Source organism: Niallia sp. HCP3S3_B10, assembly GCF_052064465.1.
GTDB classification, from domain to species: Bacteria; Bacillota; Bacilli; order Bacillales; family Cytobacillaceae; genus Niallia; species Niallia hominis.
In genome coordinates, this window is sequence record NZ_JBQHVO010000036.1 from 18,163 (window position 1) to 34,813 (window position 16,651).

16 protein-coding genes are annotated in these 16,651 nt (G+C 35.5%); 13 read left to right on the forward strand and 3 right to left on the reverse strand.

What is annotated here, in order from left to right:
* Positions 1–352: 352 nt before the first annotated feature.
* A complete protein-coding gene (locus ACTNDN_RS15430) occupies positions 353–1,117 on the forward strand; it encodes a 3D domain-containing protein (RefSeq protein ID WP_031536549.1) in 765 nt (254 codons plus the stop codon).
* A 281-nt stretch (positions 1,118–1,398) separates the two neighbouring features.
* Here ACTNDN_RS15430 and ACTNDN_RS15435 read toward each other — a convergent pair whose 3' ends face one another.
* Positions 1,399–2,142, reverse strand: coding sequence for a hypothetical protein (locus tag ACTNDN_RS15435; protein ID WP_031536548.1), 744 nt, complete (start codon positions 2,140–2,142; stop codon positions 1,399–1,401).
* A 152-nt stretch (positions 2,143–2,294) separates the two neighbouring features.
* On the reverse strand, positions 2,295–2,531 hold the full coding sequence (locus ACTNDN_RS15440) for a helix-turn-helix transcriptional regulator (RefSeq protein WP_031536547.1): 237 nt from the start codon (positions 2,529–2,531) through the stop codon (positions 2,295–2,297).
* Positions 2,532–2,862: 331 nt separating this feature from the next.
* Between ACTNDN_RS15440 and ACTNDN_RS15445 the strand changes: the two genes are divergently transcribed.
* The 11 genes from ACTNDN_RS15445 to ACTNDN_RS15495 all read left to right on the forward strand — a co-directional run bounded on the left by ACTNDN_RS15445 (position 2,863) and on the right by ACTNDN_RS15495 (position 14,434).
* Positions 2,863–3,855, forward strand: a complete 993-nt coding sequence (locus ACTNDN_RS15445; protein ID WP_031536545.1) for an XdhC family protein — start codon at positions 2,863–2,865, stop codon at positions 3,853–3,855.
* Positions 3,852–4,511 carry an NTP transferase domain-containing protein gene (locus ACTNDN_RS15450; RefSeq protein WP_065429054.1) on the forward strand — a complete coding sequence of 220 codons (660 nt, stop codon included), beginning with the start codon at positions 3,852–3,854 and terminating at the stop codon, positions 4,509–4,511. The genes ACTNDN_RS15445 and ACTNDN_RS15450 overlap by 4 nt, the downstream gene beginning before the upstream one ends.
* Positions 4,465–5,331 carry an FAD binding domain-containing protein gene (locus tag ACTNDN_RS15455; RefSeq protein ID WP_031536543.1) on the forward strand — a complete coding sequence of 289 codons (867 nt, stop codon included), beginning with the start codon at positions 4,465–4,467 and terminating at the stop codon, positions 5,329–5,331. The genes ACTNDN_RS15450 and ACTNDN_RS15455 overlap by 47 nt, the downstream gene beginning before the upstream one ends.
* Positions 5,332–5,335: 4 nt before the next feature.
* The gene (pucD, locus tag ACTNDN_RS15460; RefSeq protein WP_031536541.1) at positions 5,336–7,606 is read left to right on the forward strand and encodes a xanthine dehydrogenase subunit D; all 2,271 of its coding nucleotides are present in this window, start codon (positions 5,336–5,338) and stop codon (positions 7,604–7,606) included.
* 18 nt (positions 7,607–7,624) lie between these two features.
* Complete coding sequence (locus ACTNDN_RS15465) at positions 7,625–8,104, forward strand: (2Fe-2S)-binding protein (protein WP_031536540.1); 480 nt, start codon at positions 7,625–7,627, stop codon at positions 8,102–8,104.
* 27 nt (positions 8,105–8,131) lie between these two features.
* Positions 8,132–8,650 carry a 2-oxo-4-hydroxy-4-carboxy-5-ureidoimidazoline decarboxylase gene (gene uraD / locus ACTNDN_RS15470; RefSeq protein ID WP_031536539.1) on the forward strand — a complete coding sequence of 173 codons (519 nt, stop codon included), beginning with the start codon at positions 8,132–8,134 and terminating at the stop codon, positions 8,648–8,650.
* A gap of 2 nt (positions 8,651–8,652) precedes the next feature.
* Complete coding sequence (gene uraH / locus ACTNDN_RS15475; RefSeq protein ID WP_031536537.1) at positions 8,653–8,994, forward strand: hydroxyisourate hydrolase; 342 nt, start codon at positions 8,653–8,655, stop codon at positions 8,992–8,994.
* A 6-nt stretch (positions 8,995–9,000) separates the two neighbouring features.
* Entirely contained in the window at positions 9,001–10,335 is a 1,335-nt protein-coding gene (locus ACTNDN_RS15480; protein WP_031536536.1) for an allantoinase, read from the forward strand.
* A 303-nt stretch (positions 10,336–10,638) separates the two neighbouring features.
* Positions 10,639–11,820 (forward strand): formate-dependent phosphoribosylglycinamide formyltransferase, encoded by a 1,182-nt coding sequence (gene purT / locus ACTNDN_RS15485; protein WP_031536535.1) that lies wholly within the window; start codon positions 10,639–10,641, stop codon positions 11,818–11,820.
* Positions 11,821–12,100: 280 nt separating this feature from the next.
* Positions 12,101–13,363: an L-lactate MFS transporter gene (locus tag ACTNDN_RS15490; protein WP_031536534.1), complete on the forward strand. Its 1,263-nt coding sequence runs from the start codon at positions 12,101–12,103 to the stop codon at positions 13,361–13,363.
* 159 nt (positions 13,364–13,522) lie between these two features.
* Entirely contained in the window at positions 13,523–14,434 is a 912-nt protein-coding gene (locus tag ACTNDN_RS15495) for an AEC family transporter (protein ID WP_031536532.1), read from the forward strand.
* A gap of 402 nt (positions 14,435–14,836) precedes the next feature.
* Here ACTNDN_RS15495 and ACTNDN_RS15500 read toward each other — a convergent pair whose 3' ends face one another.
* Positions 14,837–15,967: a CAP-associated domain-containing protein gene (locus tag ACTNDN_RS15500; RefSeq protein WP_031536531.1), complete on the reverse strand. Its 1,131-nt coding sequence runs from the start codon at positions 15,965–15,967 to the stop codon at positions 14,837–14,839.
* Between the two features lie 380 nt (positions 15,968–16,347).
* Between ACTNDN_RS15500 and ACTNDN_RS15505 the strand changes: the two genes are divergently transcribed.
* Positions 16,348–16,479: a hypothetical protein gene (locus ACTNDN_RS15505; protein ID WP_268817856.1), complete on the forward strand. Its 132-nt coding sequence runs from the start codon at positions 16,348–16,350 to the stop codon at positions 16,477–16,479.
* Positions 16,480–16,651: the final 172 nt, after the last annotated feature.

Below are 16,651 nucleotides of genomic sequence, written 5' to 3' on the forward strand. Positions count from 1 at the left end.
AGGGATAGTCTTCCATCACCTGCTCTTTGTAAGTTAAACCATTCGGAACTATTTGGGACAGAATAGCAAGGTAAATAAGCAAATAAACAGTGGGTAAAAAGGAAAAAGTGGCTAGAAGGGGACAATGCATACTACGATAATAGGCAGTTAGCCGTGAGAGACAAAATATTAAAAATTATATTATATTCAAACAGAGGTTAATTAATTCATTATTCTGACGATTCGTATTGTGATTGTTAATTGATTGTCATATAAGTAATCGAATTAACAACTCCCTGTTCTTTTTTTTGAGCTTTTTCATGTTAAGATTATACCGTTAGCTCAACTAGAGCTTTTTCGAGGAGGTATAAAAATGAAAAAGATTTTTTCTATTGTAACTTGTGCATCATTACTGACAACAGCTGCTCCGTTTGTTGGTGCGGAAGAAATCAAAGTAGAAAAAGGAGATACCCTTTGGTCCATTTCACAAAAGAAGAATGTTAGTGTTACAGATATAAAAAAATGGAATAACTTAAAAAGTGATCTCATCAAAGTCAACGAAACATTAATACTTCAAAAAGTGAAGAATTATAAAGTTAAAGCAGGAGATAATCTTTGGAAGATTTCTCAAAAATATAATACAACCGTTGAACAAATTAAGAGCTGGAATAAACTTAAAAGCGATACAATACATAAAGGTGACGTATTGATTGTTTCAAAAAGTAAAGTTTCAAAGGAAAGTGAAACAAAAACAGCTGCCCAAACTGTAAACAATACAGTAAAGACAAAGAATACGGTAAATACGGTAAAGGCTGAAAAGACAGAAAAAACAAATACTGATGCAAGCTCAAAAGAAATTACTGTAACTGCTACCGCTTATACAGCAGATTGTAATGGTTGTTCTGGTATAACAGCTACAGGTATAAATTTAAAAGATAATCCCAATAAAAAGGTTATATCCGTTGACCCTAACGTAATCCCACTTGGTTCTAAAGTATATGTTGAAGGGTATGGTACAGCAATCGCTGGTGATACTGGCGGTGCGATAAAAGGAAATAAAATCGATGTCCATGTCGCAAGCACATCTGAAGCATTAAATTGGGGAAGAAAACAAGTATCTGTAAAAATTCTTGACTAAAAATATGCTGGGCATAACTAATTCAGCCAAAAGAAAAAAGCCAAACAATCATCCTTTCGTGTGATTGTTTGGCTTTTTAATTAGCTTATTAATGACTGTTTTCAGTTGTTATTAGCCGTAGTCATCACTAGATAGTGGGCGCTTAAAAAATATAAACCATAAAATGAAATGAGGATTAATTTATTTGGTGGCTAAACAACCATCAATAGCTAACAATTTTTTTGCCTCATCCTTAAACGCTCATTAAGTCGTCTGAATACGAAAACACAACTTTATAGTATTTATTTATTCATTGTTTCATCCTTTTCTGAATGAAGAAAGAAGCGTTGGATTGGTTGTGCAATGCTTTTCACATTGTTTTCAATTTTTTCGGCTAAAAAATGAACCCTTTCAAACAGAATTTCCTTCATATGTTCTATTTGTCGACTCAGCCTATTTACATTACCATTTGTTTCTTCGATGTTTTCAATAATCGTTTTGTGAAAGATTTCTTGGATATCCAGCTTTTCCGATATGTTATGATAGCTCGACTCTGTTTCATCCAATTTCGTTTTCATATCAGTAGCAAGATCATTAAATTCATCCATTTTCTTAGCAATTAAGGAAATGTCTTGTTCCTGAAATGTTAACTGGTCAAATAAAGCAGTGTTGCGAAGTGATTCTTCGTTTATTATTTCTTTTTGTTCTTTGGATAGTGTTACAAGGGAAGCTAATTGCTCTTCAATTTTTGCTGTATCCTCATCTAATACAGCAAGTTTTGTTAATAGGTCCTTAGTTACCGAATCATTTAACTGCAATTTGGAATCAATTGCATTGATTTGCTTAAAATGCTTTTCCTGCTTTTCCAGAGACTCTTCCTGAAATTTCGTTACTAAAGTGGCTAAATATTCATTTTGAAGTTTTTGAGTTAATAAGTAATCTTGTAAATAATTTTGTTGAAAATGTGATTGATTATTTAAAGATTCTGCAGGAAGTTTTGGAAGATAGACCTTTGAGTTCGGGGGGATTTGGTCATTTATGGGCATTTTACTCCTCCTTTCATCCTTCTTTATCCTATTTAGATGAAGGAAAAAGGGTGCAGACTAAAATTAGTTTTAAACATAGAAGAAAATAGAAAACATCTACTTGGAATAAACGTTTTGGATCTGTAAATACTTTCTATTTTCTTCTACTATCATTACATAAAAGGAGGGAGCCCTTTACTTATTTCCGTTAATATTGATGTAATGGAGGCGATATCTTGATCGTCAATATTAAACGTTTGCCTAATCTTATTTTCTAAATCTTTACTAACTCTTCGTTTTCCGACTTCCACCAAGGCAATTAATGCGAAACTACAATTTAAAACGCGGGCAAAGTCTCTTTGGGTCATTTCATAATTTTTTCTGATAAATTTAATGATTTCTTTATTCATAGTCCACCTCATTTAATTAAATAAAAAGTATAAATAAGAAAGACGAAAAGAAGAATATATTAATGCAAGATACGTGCATTATAGATGATAATGAAGAAAATGTAAATATATTAAGCTAGTAAAATAGATTGTTTATGAAAAAGGACGGATAAAAATATACAAATAACGAATAATTTAGAAAATTTGTTTAAATCGACTAAATTTATTTGTTTTTATTATATAATTAATCCAATGACATATAAAAATATAGCAATTAATATGATGTAATAACATGATATGTGATAAAAAGTAACACCGAGATATTAAAAAACTTACTATTGGAGGAATGTCGATGTCTTCCGATCATTATTCTGTTATTGATTCTGTCAGTAATAAGAAGAATCAAGGGTATTTGGCTACAATCGTTAAGGTAGAAGGTTCAGCCTATCGTAAAGAAGGCACAATGATGTTTATTTCGGATAAAGGTATGGAGAAAGGCTTGCTTAGCGGTGGATGTGTTGAGGAGGATTTACTTGCTAGGATTGACATGCAAAAATATGCTGAACCATTTCTGATGGAATACGATTTACGCTCTGAAGATGATTTATCTTGGGGGCAAGGTGTCGGCTGTGATGGGAAAATTTATATTATGGTAGAGCCGGTTACTATGGAAACAAGACAAATTTTTCAAAAAATACAGCACCATTTAAATAATGGCGAAAATGTAGAACTTATTAAAAAATTTAATCAATTAAATAAACAGATGGAAAATAAGATAAGTGTTGAAGCAAAAAAGGAGTATCCAAATGGAACATCCTTTATCTCAGAATTCATATGCTCTCCTAGTGACATGATTTCATTCACTCAATCATTCGAGCCTCAGCCCAAATTAATCCTATATGGAGCGGGACCAGATGCAAAGCCCGTTGTGCATTTTGCTAGTAAAGCAGGATTTTATGTCATTTTAGCAGATTGGCGACAAAGCTATTGTAAGAAAGAGAATATTCCATATGCCAAAGAATATATTATTGGCTCGCCAACGGAAGTAATGGAAGCAATAAACCCCACAGAAAATGATTATGTTCTTACAATGACGCATAGCTTTATGAAGGATCAAGAAATAGTCGATTACTTCCAAGCTAGAAAGACAAAGTACTTAGGCCTCCTTGGATCCAAAAAAAGGTCGGAAAGATTATTAGCTGGAAAAAAGGATAAAGACTGGATTCGTTATCCAGTTGGTTTGGCTATACATTCAGAAAGTCCGGAAGAAATTGCGATTAGTATTGTAGCGGAATTAATTCAGCTGAAAAATACGAAAAAGTCTGAAGCAATGGTTAAGCAATGATTACAGCGATCTATTTGGCTGCTGGGAAGAGCAGTAGGATGGGAGAACATAAATTATCGCTAACCCTCGGGCAGAATACGATTGGTAATGCAGCTTTATCCGAATTATTAGCCGCTTCTTTTATTGATTATTCCTTAGTCATTGTTCAACCAGATGACACTTTAGATTGGATATCTCTAGAAAATAAAAATCAACTATTCGGAAAAAAAGGGGAAATTATTAGATGCAAAGAGGCTGATCTAGGGCAATCTTATTCTTTAAAGGCTGGATTTGCGGCTGCAGTAGAAAGAAAGTCTGATAAAATCCTTGTATGCTTAGCAGATCAGCCGTTTGTGACTGCAAATATGTTAAGCAAACTAGTAAAAATCAATTTAAAACCACCAGAAGAATATGTGGCAAGCATGTATAATGGAGTAATAATGCCTCCAATTTTATTCCATCCAAATGTATATGAAAATATAAAACCATTAAAAGGAGATTGGGGAGCTAGAAAACTATTAAACAATGGAGCACTGCAAGGGAAAAAGATTGAATTTTCAGAAGAAATATATTTTATCGATATAGATACAAAAAGCGATTATGAAAAAGCGCTAGCAAGGAGGGAACAAGATGAAAATATCTGCCGAAACGTATCCAACTTCAGTCGAGATACCTAACAATTTATCTGACATTCAGAATTTAATTGTCCAACATAATACGATTATTTCTGGTGGAACTATTCTCCAAATTAATTGGGAAGCTGGTGTAGAAAAACCAAAACATCTAATAAGCACAGAGAAATTGCCAGAATTAAAAGGAATAGAAGAAGTCCAATTGGATGGACAGTTATACTTGAGAATTGGTGCAGCTATGACCATCTCTGATTGCTTGAATAACTCATTTGTTCGAAATAATGCTTCTATTCTTGCAGAAGCTTGTGAAAAGATAGCCGCTCCTGCAGTGCGTAACAGAGGAACAATCGGTGGCAATATTTGTAGCAAAATTGGAGATACGATACCGGTTTTATTGGTTTTAGAGGCACAATTATCCTTTTACAATGGCGAACAGGAAAAGATGATTTCTTTAAGAAAATGGCTCGCAAAACCAACTCCTCCATCATCTGAATTATTAACAAATATTTTTATTCCAATCATTAATGCACAAAATTACTCCTTCTTTAAAAAAATTGGCAGACGAGAAACCTTTACTGCAGCTATTATTTCTGTTGCAGGATATCTAGAGTATGAAGAATACAACATAAAAGCAAAGCTATCAATAGGCGGAGGCGCACATCTCCCTTGTCGACTTACTTTAGCGGAAGAAGAGCTTAATAAAGGAATGAAAGAGATTGATTGGTCATGTTTATATAAAAAGATTCAAGATGATTTTTCATCCTATACTGATCCCTTTGTAACAGCAGACTATCGTAAAAAAGTTGCAGCAAACCTATTTCTTGCAACTATAAAAGATTTTGTTAAAAAGCAAAGAAAGGAGTAATTTTATGGTTCTTGATATAACTAGCGCAGGCGCAAGATGGAAAATTCGCCGAGATGGTGCACCTAAAGTAACTGGGGAACTTAAGTATCTAACAGATATGAGTTTTCCGCAAATGCTATATGGGACAGTGCTAAGAAGTGAGCATCCACATGCGAAAATTGTATCGATTGATACAGGAGAAGCTGAATTACTTCCTGGTGTTGCAGCTGTAATTACACATAAGGATGTCCCAGGCTTAAATGGCTTCGGAATTGTCATACAAGATCAACCAGTCTTATGTGAGGACAGAGTGAGGTATGTGGGTGATGCTATTGCAGCAGTGGCCGCCGAAACAAAAGAAATTGCAGAAAAGGCAATCTCCTTAATTAAAGTTAAGTATAGTCCGTTACAACCTGTTACAGATCCGGAAATTGCTTTGACGGAATCTTCTATAAAGTTACATAAAGATGGTAATCTCCTTCACAAGGCTGCTTTTAGAAAGGGAGAAACGACAATAGAGGACATATTTAATGAGTGTGAATTCCTTATAGAAGAAACATATCATACACCAAGGCAAATGCATACATATATGGAAACAGAAGGAGGGGTAGCAGTTCCAAATGACGATGGCGGAATAACTGTATATGCTCCAACGCAGCATGGTTTTAAAGATCAATTACAGCTTTCTAGAATTCTAGGGATGGAACCTGAAAAAATCCGCATCATTTCAAGTCCGATTGGAGGGTCATTTGGAGGCAAGGATGAACTGAACATTCAGCCGTATATTAGTATCTTATCCTTAAAAACGAAGCGACCAGTAAAGATTCATCAATCTAGAAGAGTTTCTATAAAAGCTGGCTTAAAAAGGCATCCAATGAAAATTGAGATGAAAACAGGAACAAATAAAGCAGGAAAACTACTTGCACATCAGGTGAAAATCATTGCGGACACAGGTGCTTATGCTACATTAGGTCCTGCTGTACTTGATTTTGCTGTAGAGCATAGTGCTGGTCCCTACCGTATCGAGAATATAGATGTAAAGGGTTATTCTGTTTATACAAATAACGGTGTGGCAGGTGAATTTAGAGGATTTGGCGGAAATCAAATCACCTTTGCCCTAGAAACACAGATAGAGCGCTTAGCAGAAAAAATCGGAATATCCTCAACAGAATTGCGCATAAAAAACTTGCGGCAAACAGATGATCCCGGACCTGTTGAACAGCCGATAGTTCCTACTGACGGAGCACATGCAGTTCTTACAGAAATCATCAAATCACCCATTCTTCAAAAGAATGAAGAATGGCAATCTTTGAGTGACTGGAAGCTAAAAGGGAAGGGATATAGCATCACAATGCACGGGGGAGGACTTGGTTATGGTAGACCAGACCCATCTGGTGCTTGCATATCCCTAAATAAAGAGGGGAGATTAGAGGTTTCCTTTGGTTTTGAGGAATGTGGGCAAGGATTAATTCCAACAATTGATATGATCATGACTGAAACATTTAACTGTGACACAAATGATGTAGAAATAATCATTGGAGATACCGCAAAAGTGCCTCATTCCGGATCATCGACAGCATCTAGAGCGACAAATATGGTATGGCTAGGTGTAAATAAATTAAAAACTCCTTTTATAGAAAAAATACTTACTGCTGCTGGAAAACAAACGAATGCACCGATTAAGAATCTTAGCCTTGGCAAAAGAGGAATTTGGCTGAGTGAAGAAAATAAGGAAGCCCAGCTGTTATTGACCTATAAAGAATTGGCAACATCTCTTGAAGAGCTTCCATCTGTTACTACTAGCTATCATTTTCCAACTACTCCCCATTCCATTGATGGAGGACATTTTTTATATACATTTGCAGGTGTAGCAGTAGAAGTTGAGGTAGAAGTTTTAACAGGGAGAGTAAAGGTCGTAAAAATGGACCATGTCATTTCAGCAGGCCCGGTTGTAAATCCGATGGGCTATTTAGGCCAGATTGAAGGCGGTGCTAATATGGGATTAGGCTTTACGCTTATGGAAGACGCTGTTATGGAAAATGGCCGCTATATGACAGAAAACCTTGATACTTATTTGATTCCGACTATATTAGATATTCCAAAAGAAACCAATGTTTTTGCAATGGAAGACTTAGTTAGTGGTGATATATATGGACCAAGAGGAGTAGGAGAAATTGGTACTGTTGCAGTTGCGCCAGCGATTGTTTCCGCGATTCATGATGCTACTGGAATTTGGCTGAATAAGCTGCCGGTTCAATCAGAGATGATTTTGAAAGAGATTAACATAGAATATTAACGAAATAGGAGGAGTGTAATGGAAAGCAAAAAGGTAATAGAAAGAGTAACACGCTTTAAAGTCAACGGAAAACAACAAGAACTATCACTCTCTCCAACGTCTCGTCTAGTCGATATTGTTCGAGATTCTTTATCTCTGACAGGAACGAAAATAGCTTGTGAGGTAGGAAGATGTGGAGCATGTTCTGTCATTATGAATGGAAAATTGGTGAACTCCTGTTTAATCATGGCATATCAAATAGAGGATGCAGAGATTTTTACGATTGAAAGTTTAGCAGAAGAGAAACTTCATCCAATTCAAGAGGCATTTTTGCAGGCAGGGGCTCTTCAATGTGGATATTGTACCCCAGGTATGGTTATAGCTTTAAAAGCTTTGCTTGATGACAAGGAACAACCAACTAAAAAAGAAGTGCTAACAGCATTATCTGGTAATCTATGTCGGTGCACAGGCTATGAAGGGATTTTACGGGCAGTCGACCTTTTAACACAAAAAGATTAATCAAGCCTATACGGAAGGAATGAGGATATGTATTCGATAGAAGAAATCAATGGAATGAATCGACAAGAGTTTATAGAAAAAATCGGTTGGGTATTTGAGTATAGTCCTTGGATTGCCAATAAGACATGGGATTATCACCCCTTTCCCAGTCTACAAGTACTCTACCAATTGATGGTACAGGCAGTAACAGAGGCTCCTATTGGAGATCAATTGGACTTAATTCGAGCACATCCTGATTTAGGAGGAAAGCTGAAAATGACGGATTCATCCGTAAAAGAGCAAAAAGGAGCTGGACTTGATGCACTTTCAGAAAAAGAATATCAGGAATTTGCAGCATTAAATAAAGCATATTCCGAAAAATTTGGCTTTCCATTTATATTAGCAGTAAAGGGACATACAAAGGACAGCATCTATAAAGCGATGAAGGACAGATTAAATCATTCAAAAGAGCAAGAATTTCAAACAGCCTTAACGCAAATATTTGCCATTTCGAAATTCCGATTAAATGATATCGTGAAACTAGAGACAAAAGGACAAGGTGCATAAATATGAAAACTGGAATCACAACTCATGTATTGGATGTAACACAAGGAAAACCAGGAGCATCAATAAAAGTAGAATTATGGAAATTAACAGATTCAGCTAGAAGTTTTATTTCAAAGGGAATAACCAATGAGGATGGCAGAGTAGATACTATATTATTAGAGAAAGTGGATAACGGAGAATATGAATTAGTATTTTTTGTAAAAGAATACTTTCAAAGATTAGAAGTGAAAAACAACTTTTTAACGACAATCCCTATTCGTTTTTATACAGACGAAACACAAAAGCATTATCATATTCCTTTATTATTATCTGGTTGGGGATATCAGACATATCGAGGGAGCTGAAGCATTTTGAGTGAATTTGATTTAGTAATTAAAAATGGAATCATTGTTAATGAGGAGAAATTATCAAAAGCAGACGTCTTGATAAAAGATGGGAAAATAGTAGATATAGGATTACATATCAAGGAAACTAAAGCAAAACAAATCATTGATGCAGAAGGCTTATATTTGTTTCCTGGTATTATTGATTCACATGTGCATTTTAATGAGCCAGGAAGAAGTGAGTGGGAAGGATTGGAAACCGGTAGTAAAAGCTTAGCTGCTGGCGGCGCAACATTATTCTTTGATATGCCGTTAAACAGTCATCCACCAACAACATCAGAACAAGCATTTCATCTAAAGAATGGGTTGGCCAAAGAAAAATCAGTGATTGATTATCGGTTATGGGGCGGAGTTGTACCTGGTAATCTAGATGAACTAGAAAAGCTATTGCAATGTGGAGTAATTGGCTTTAAAGCGTTTATGTCCAATAGCGGAATCGATGACTTTCAAAGTGCTGATGATCGCACACTTTTACAGGCGATGAAAAAAATAGCAGAATTACATAGTATTTTAGCTGTCCATGCGGAAAGTGATACGATTACAGAGTTTTTAGGAAAGGAGATTAATAGGGAAAGTGACCATATAGCATTAGCTTTTTCGAATGCTCGACCGATTTTTTCAGAAATAGAAGCAGTCCAACGTATCATTGCTTATGCAGAGGCAACGAAATGTAGGCTGCATATTGTTCATATCAGCAGCGCAGATGTTCTAGAGCCAATTTTAGCAGCAAAACGAAGAGGGCTTGATATAAGTGTGGAAACCTGTCCACACTACTTATCTTTAACAATGGATGACTTAGAGAAGCTAGGAGCAGCTGCAAAATGTGCACCACCATTACGGTCAAAGCAGGAAGTAGATAATCTTTGGGAGGCTATAAGAAAGGGAGAGATTGATGTAATTGGCTCTGATCACTCCCCATCTTTGCCCTCTATGAAAATGGGAAATCTTCTCGAAGCATGGGGAGGTATTTCAGGGTGTCAAACAACGCTTTCTGTGTTACTAGAAGAAGGATATTGGCAAAGAGGAATTCCGTTAGAAATGATTTCAAAAATTACAAGTACTAATCCTGCAAGACGCTTTGGTCTCTATCCAAATAAAGGAAGCATTCTGAAAGGATATGATGCTGATATAGCAATAGTGGATGTAAATGAAAAGTTTATCTTGAAAAAGGAAGATTTATATTACAAAAATAAAATTAGCCCTTATATCGGAAAGACATATAGAGGCAGAGTAAAAGCGACCATAAGTAGGGGAGAACTCATTTATTCTCATTTTTCTGACAGCAACAAAATGACCACATAAATCCATTTGCTACTTAATCAATTAAACTTTATAAGTGTAGGTAGAGAGTAATTATTTTCATAGAAAAGAAAAGCAACCTAAAAAAAGCATTGGAAATATTCCGATGCTTTTTTTTGTATGTCCATAAAAAGAATGGATGAGTTACATAAATATAGCGATTTCACTTTTGTTGAAAATACGAATTATTTATACAACCTAACTAAAATTGTTCGGAATTAGAGAAAAAAACCCTTGAATAGAGGATGATTTTACGTTATTATGCAGAATAAAGGAATAATTATTTTGTTTAGGGGGATTGGCATCGTGGTAGGAGCACCAAATACTTCACAAGCAAGAAAAATCATGTTATTAGGTTCTGGGGAATTAGGGAAAGAGGTCATTATTGAAGCACAGCGCTTAGGAGTGGAAACAATCGCTGTTGATCGCTATGACAACGCACCAGCAAGCCAAGTGGCACATCGTTCATATACAGTAGATATGCTAGATGGTGTCCAATTGAAACGGCTTATCGAAAAAGAAAAGCCTGATTATATTGTTCCTGAAATAGAGGCAATCGCGACTAGTACTCTATTAGATTTAGAAAATGAGGGCTATACGGTAGTTCCGACCGCAAACGCTACTTATTTAACGATGGATCGTGAAGGGATTAGAAGATTGGCAAGCGAAACACTAAAAATACCAACAGCAAAATATGCCTTCGCAAATGACATAAAAGAACTGGAAGAAGCAGTACATAAGATTGGATTTCCATGTGTAATTAAGCCTGTCATGAGTTCCTCTGGCAAAGGTCAAAGCATTTGCCAGAGTGCGGAAGATATCGAATCCTCTTGGAAAGAAGCGGTAGATGGCGGAAGAGGAAAGAAAACTCGTGTCATTGTAGAGGAATTTATTTCCTTTGAATCTGAGATAACTCTTTTAACAGTCCGTTCTGTTAGTGGCACAACCTACTGCCCTCCGATTGGTCACACACAAAAGGATGGCGATTATATTGAATCATGGCAGCCTCATTTTATGTCAGCTGACCAACTAGCACAGGCAGAGGAGGTAGCAAAGAAAATAACAGATAGTCTAGGAGGGTACGGACTATTTGGTGTGGAATTATTTTTAACAGCAAATGGCGTATATTTCAGTGAAGTATCACCAAGACCTCATGATACAGGGATGGTTACAATGATTACCCAAGACCTATCTGAATTTGCTTTGCACGTTAGAGCCATTCTTGGTTATCCCATTACTGGTGTAAAATTATATGCTGCTGGTGCTAGCAAGACTATAAAAGCAACAAAAGAAAGTGAAACTTACTTAATTACTGGTTTGAATGATGCATTGTCGGTCGAAAATACCCAAGTGCGTGTGTTTGGTAAGCCGAGAACAACAAAAGGAAGAAGAATGGCAGTTGTATTGCATACAAATGAAACGGTTGAATTAGCGATAAATGGGGTTAGAAAGGCGGCAGAACCGCTTGCTATTTCTTATAGTGAATAAAGCTATTATTGTTAATGGCTGTTTTCGCATAGTTTGTTGCTATCGCCCGCAGCCGGAATACCCTTCACATTCCGTTGGCCTTGCGCTTTAGCCGCTTCGTCGCTTCGCTCCTGCAGGGCCTTAGGACTGTCTCGCTAATCCCACAGGAGTCTAAGTATATTTCTTGCTGCTCTATTTTGGCAACTAATTCATATTTTCTATTAAAAAAACAACAATCTTTTGGAAAACAGCTTTGTTAAAAGTTAAGAACGCTAAATAATATAATAGGGGTATGGTTTATATGAAAACAAAAAATCGTTGGTTAATTGCATTATCTGCAGTTGGGATTCATATTTCAATCGGGTCTGTATACGCTTGGAGTGTTTTTACAAAGCCGCTTGAAGCTCAATTTAACTGGAGTTTAACAAATATTTCATGGACATTTAGTATCGCTATCTTATTTTTAGGATTATCCGCAGCTTTTCTCGGTCACTTTGTCGAAAAATATGGTCCTCGTGCTGCTGGCAGACTTTCTGCCTTCATGTTTGGGATAGGGATGGCTGGTGCTGGATTTGCAACAAGCATTGAATCTTTACCATTACTCTATATCACTTACGGTATGTTTGGCGGAATTGGTTTAGGTGTTGGCTATATTACTCCTGTATCAACATTGGTTAAATGGTTTCCGGATCGTAGAGGTTTAGCAACAGGATTAGCGATAATGGGATTTGGCTTTGCTTCGATGATTAGTAGTCCGGTAATGAATCATTTGATTAATTCGGTTGGGATATCTAATACCTTTTATATTCTTGCAGCAGTATATTTTGTTGTTATTCTTTGTTCCGCACAATATTTAGAAGCACCACCAAAAGGATATATGCCAAAAGGGTTTAAGCAATCTGTGGAAGCTGGCCACATGAAAGTAAGAGAAGATTTGTCACAGTTAACAGCAAATGAAGCAGTAAAAACGAAACGGTTTTGGGCATTATGGATTATGTTATTTATCAATATTACATGTGGGATTGCCATTCTCGCTGTTGCCTCTCCAATGGGCCAAGAATTAGCAGGAATGTCTGTAGCTGGAGCTGCAACACTTGTTGGTATTATGGGCGTTTTCAATGGTGCAGGAAGAATTGCTTGGGCTGCTATTTCTGATTATATTGGAAGACCAAATGTATATACATTATTTTTTGCAATACAAGTAGTAGCATTCTTTGCTCTTCCTCATTTGCATCATTACATTGCTTTTTCAATCATTATATTTATCATTATGTCTTGTTACGGTGGAGGATTTGCTTCTATACCAGCCTATATTGGCGACTTATTTGGTACAAAACAACTTGGCGCTATTCACGGATACATTCTTACAGCTTGGTCCGCTGCCGGTGTTGCTGGTCCTAGCATCGTATCATGGATTCGTGATACGACAGGTAGCTATCAAGGAACACTGCTTGTATTTTCTTGTATGTTTATTGTATCACTGGCAGTGTCATTATTAATTCGTCTTGATATTCGCAGATTGAAAGAAATAAATAATACTGTAAGTGAAAGCAATAGCTTTTAAATAGAACCATTTAAAAAGGATTAGATTCGTTTGATAAGATTATTTGTCTTGTCACGCATCCAATCCTTTTTTTCGAAACTAAGCCTTTAAAAGCAATCCGAATAGTAGTATAGTAGGTTCATTAGTAGTTGTAACTTAATAGTTAGGGGAAATTAGAGAATGGAAAATTTTAATACCCAATTTTTGTATTCGGTTATTATCATCGCAATCGGTTATTTCTTTAAACAGAAAAATATTATTAAAGAAAAGGATGGAGAAGGATTAGCTCGGATTATCTTTAATATCACTTTACCTTGTTTAATTATCTCTACCTTACATAATGTTATTATTGAGAATTCCTTGCTTTTGTTAGTTTTCCTTGGCCTATTTTATGGAATAGTCATTAGTGTTTTCGGACTTTTTTTATTTCGAAAGGAAGAAAATAAGGAAAAAGGGATGTTAGGAATGCTCATCCCTGGATTTAATATTGGCATTTTTGCATATCCTTTAGTTCAAGGAATTTGGGGGACGGAAGGAATCAAGTATTTCGGCATGTTTGATATTGGCAATGCTATCGTTACTTTTGGGATTAGTTATTTAATTGGGAGTTATTATTCGAAAGAAGGAACAGTACTTAGTGCAAAGCATGTAGCAGGGCAGCTTTCAAAATCCATACCATTGATGACATATGTTTTTATTTTCATCATTAATATTACAGGTATCCACTTGCCTCATCAAATAATCGATGTAACGGGTACTATTTCGAAAGCAAATATGCCACTTTCATTATTATTGCTTGGCATCTATTTGAATTTCTCGATTGACAAGAAGTATTGGAAAGGAATTGGAAGAGTACTTGGGATTAGGTATGGTACCGGTCTCTTATTAGGATTTCTCGCTTTTTTTCTTTGGCCAGCTGAAGAAATGTTCCGCTACACAATATTAATCTGTTTAATCTTACCAATGGCATCTTGTGTGCTTCCATATAGCATAGAGTTTAAATATAACCAACGCTTTGTCGGCACTGCTGCAAATTTATCCATTGTGATTAGCTTTTTCTTAATATGGATGATTGGAAATTTAATTATTTAGTAGAGGGTAAATGGTAAATAGCTAGTTGATTAATTTCCTGAGACAGAAAACAGAAACTGAAAAATTGCGCAAAATGAGGTAGGAATCATATTATTTAGCAAGTGATAAATGCGAACGATTATACTAAATAAAGTATAGCTGTTCGCATTTTTTATCATTGTTAAAAAAGACGGTTTCAGGCACGTTTGTTGATCATTCTAGCATCCTGAATACACTTGCTTTCCGTGGGCCTCTTGCTGATCTTACAGGAGTTTATGCAAATTCAGGATGCTCCTTTTTTCCAACTAATTGATTTTTCTAGGAAAATCAATATTTTTAGGAAATAGCTTTTAAAACGAAGTGGATGGAGAGGAAAGCTAAGTGTCTATAGCTCAATGGTACGACTTAGTTTTTGTCCAATCCTCATTTTGTAAGGAAATTCTCTGTATAGTATGGCTGAGCATCGTTGTTAAAGGCAACTCCGACGCCTAAGGATGCAAAATCCTTTTGTAAGATATTTTCGCGATGCCCCATTGAATTCATTAAGCCTTCATGTGCAAAAACACTGCTGTTTTGGCCATAAGCTAAATTCTCGCCTGCCATACTGTAGTGTATTCCATCGTTAAGCATCCGATCAAATGGTGATTCGCCTTCAAGATTGGTATGGCTGAAATAATTATTTTCTGCCATGTCTAAACTGTGTTTGCGGGCTGTTTCTCTTACTGCTTCATCCCATGTTAAAGGATTTAAATTATTATTTACTCTACTTGCATTTGTTAAATCAAATAATTGATATTCAAAGCCTTCTTTGAGATTCTCAGTACCATCCACATAAAAATCTTTCCGATTATCTTCTAAGGAAGAGCTGATGATTTGAAGAGCGGTAACAGTGTTATTTTCATGTTTATCAAAAAAAACAGTGACATAGGAATCTTCGAGAGCAAACATTTCATAATCACGATCTTCAGCCATTTTATAAGAAACCAGTCCTTTTCTTAACTCTGTTAAAGGCTCACCCAATGTATCTAACACTTGTTCTTTCTTCGTTCCCTTTTTGATACCGTAACTAGAAGCAATTAAATCCTGATTTGTATATAGAGCCGCTACTTTATTATTGTCATCATAACCTATCATTACAAAGTTATGATAATTGTTATGATAAGTAATCCAAGAAATTCCGTATTCATTTTCCGTTACTCGTTGCGGAGCGCCAAGTGACTTTTCAACCTTTTGTTGCTCATCTCCAAGGGAAATATTATAGATAGAAAATGGATAGTCCTTTGGTGTTTCCAATACAGGTTTAGGAATATCTGCGGAATGTTTCTCCACATTCCAGTCTGGGAGAAAGTCCTGTGCGTCCTGAAAAATTGACTTTAGGCCATTTAATTCTCTTGTAAGTGTCTGAATAAAGGAAGTAATAGATTCTTGATTAATACTATTTTCTATTTCTTCAGAAACCGTATTTATCGCAGTATCTTCCCTCTCTTTAATAAAGAAATTATATGCCGCATATATGATAAGAAGGGTGAGTACCCATTTTAATAGTTTTGTCATTTGAATAACCTCCAGTTGTCTAACCAGTATAACCAAAGAGAAGACCATGCATAACGAATGAATCAAGTGAAAATGGATAAACTAAAGGTAGACAGCTAATTTCTAACGAATTAAACGAAAGAGAAACAGAGATAGCTCAATTCCTCTTAAAACTATATCCATTGTAATAGATAGTATTGATTATTATAACATGTTCTTATAATTTCTCGTTGTAATAAAGAATTTCATCATTTTGTCTATAAGGTGTAATCAATTTGTAAAGCAGGTTTATTATATGTAAACAGGGGTAAATGCTATAATAAATATAACCGTTTCCAGCTTGGAAATTATATTAGGCGTAATCTCTAGACAGAATTAAGACGGTTTTAAAGGAGGCAATCATGCATTTAATTAGAACCGACATTGACGAAATTTTAACAAACACAACTGATTTAGAGCAGGAAATATCCTCATGGAATTTAATCGACATAGAAATTGATGAACTTTTAGATGATACAAAGCATTGGAATTAATAGTGCAGCCAAATTTACATAATGTAGATTTGGTTGTTTTTTTATTGGCTTTTTTAATACAGCTATAAAATGATTTGTGGAAATTTTTTCAAAAAAGTTACTTATCATTTCCTTAGCTACGCAAAATAATTTCTAACTTTTTATCAAAATTACTTTCTCTATAGAAACTTTG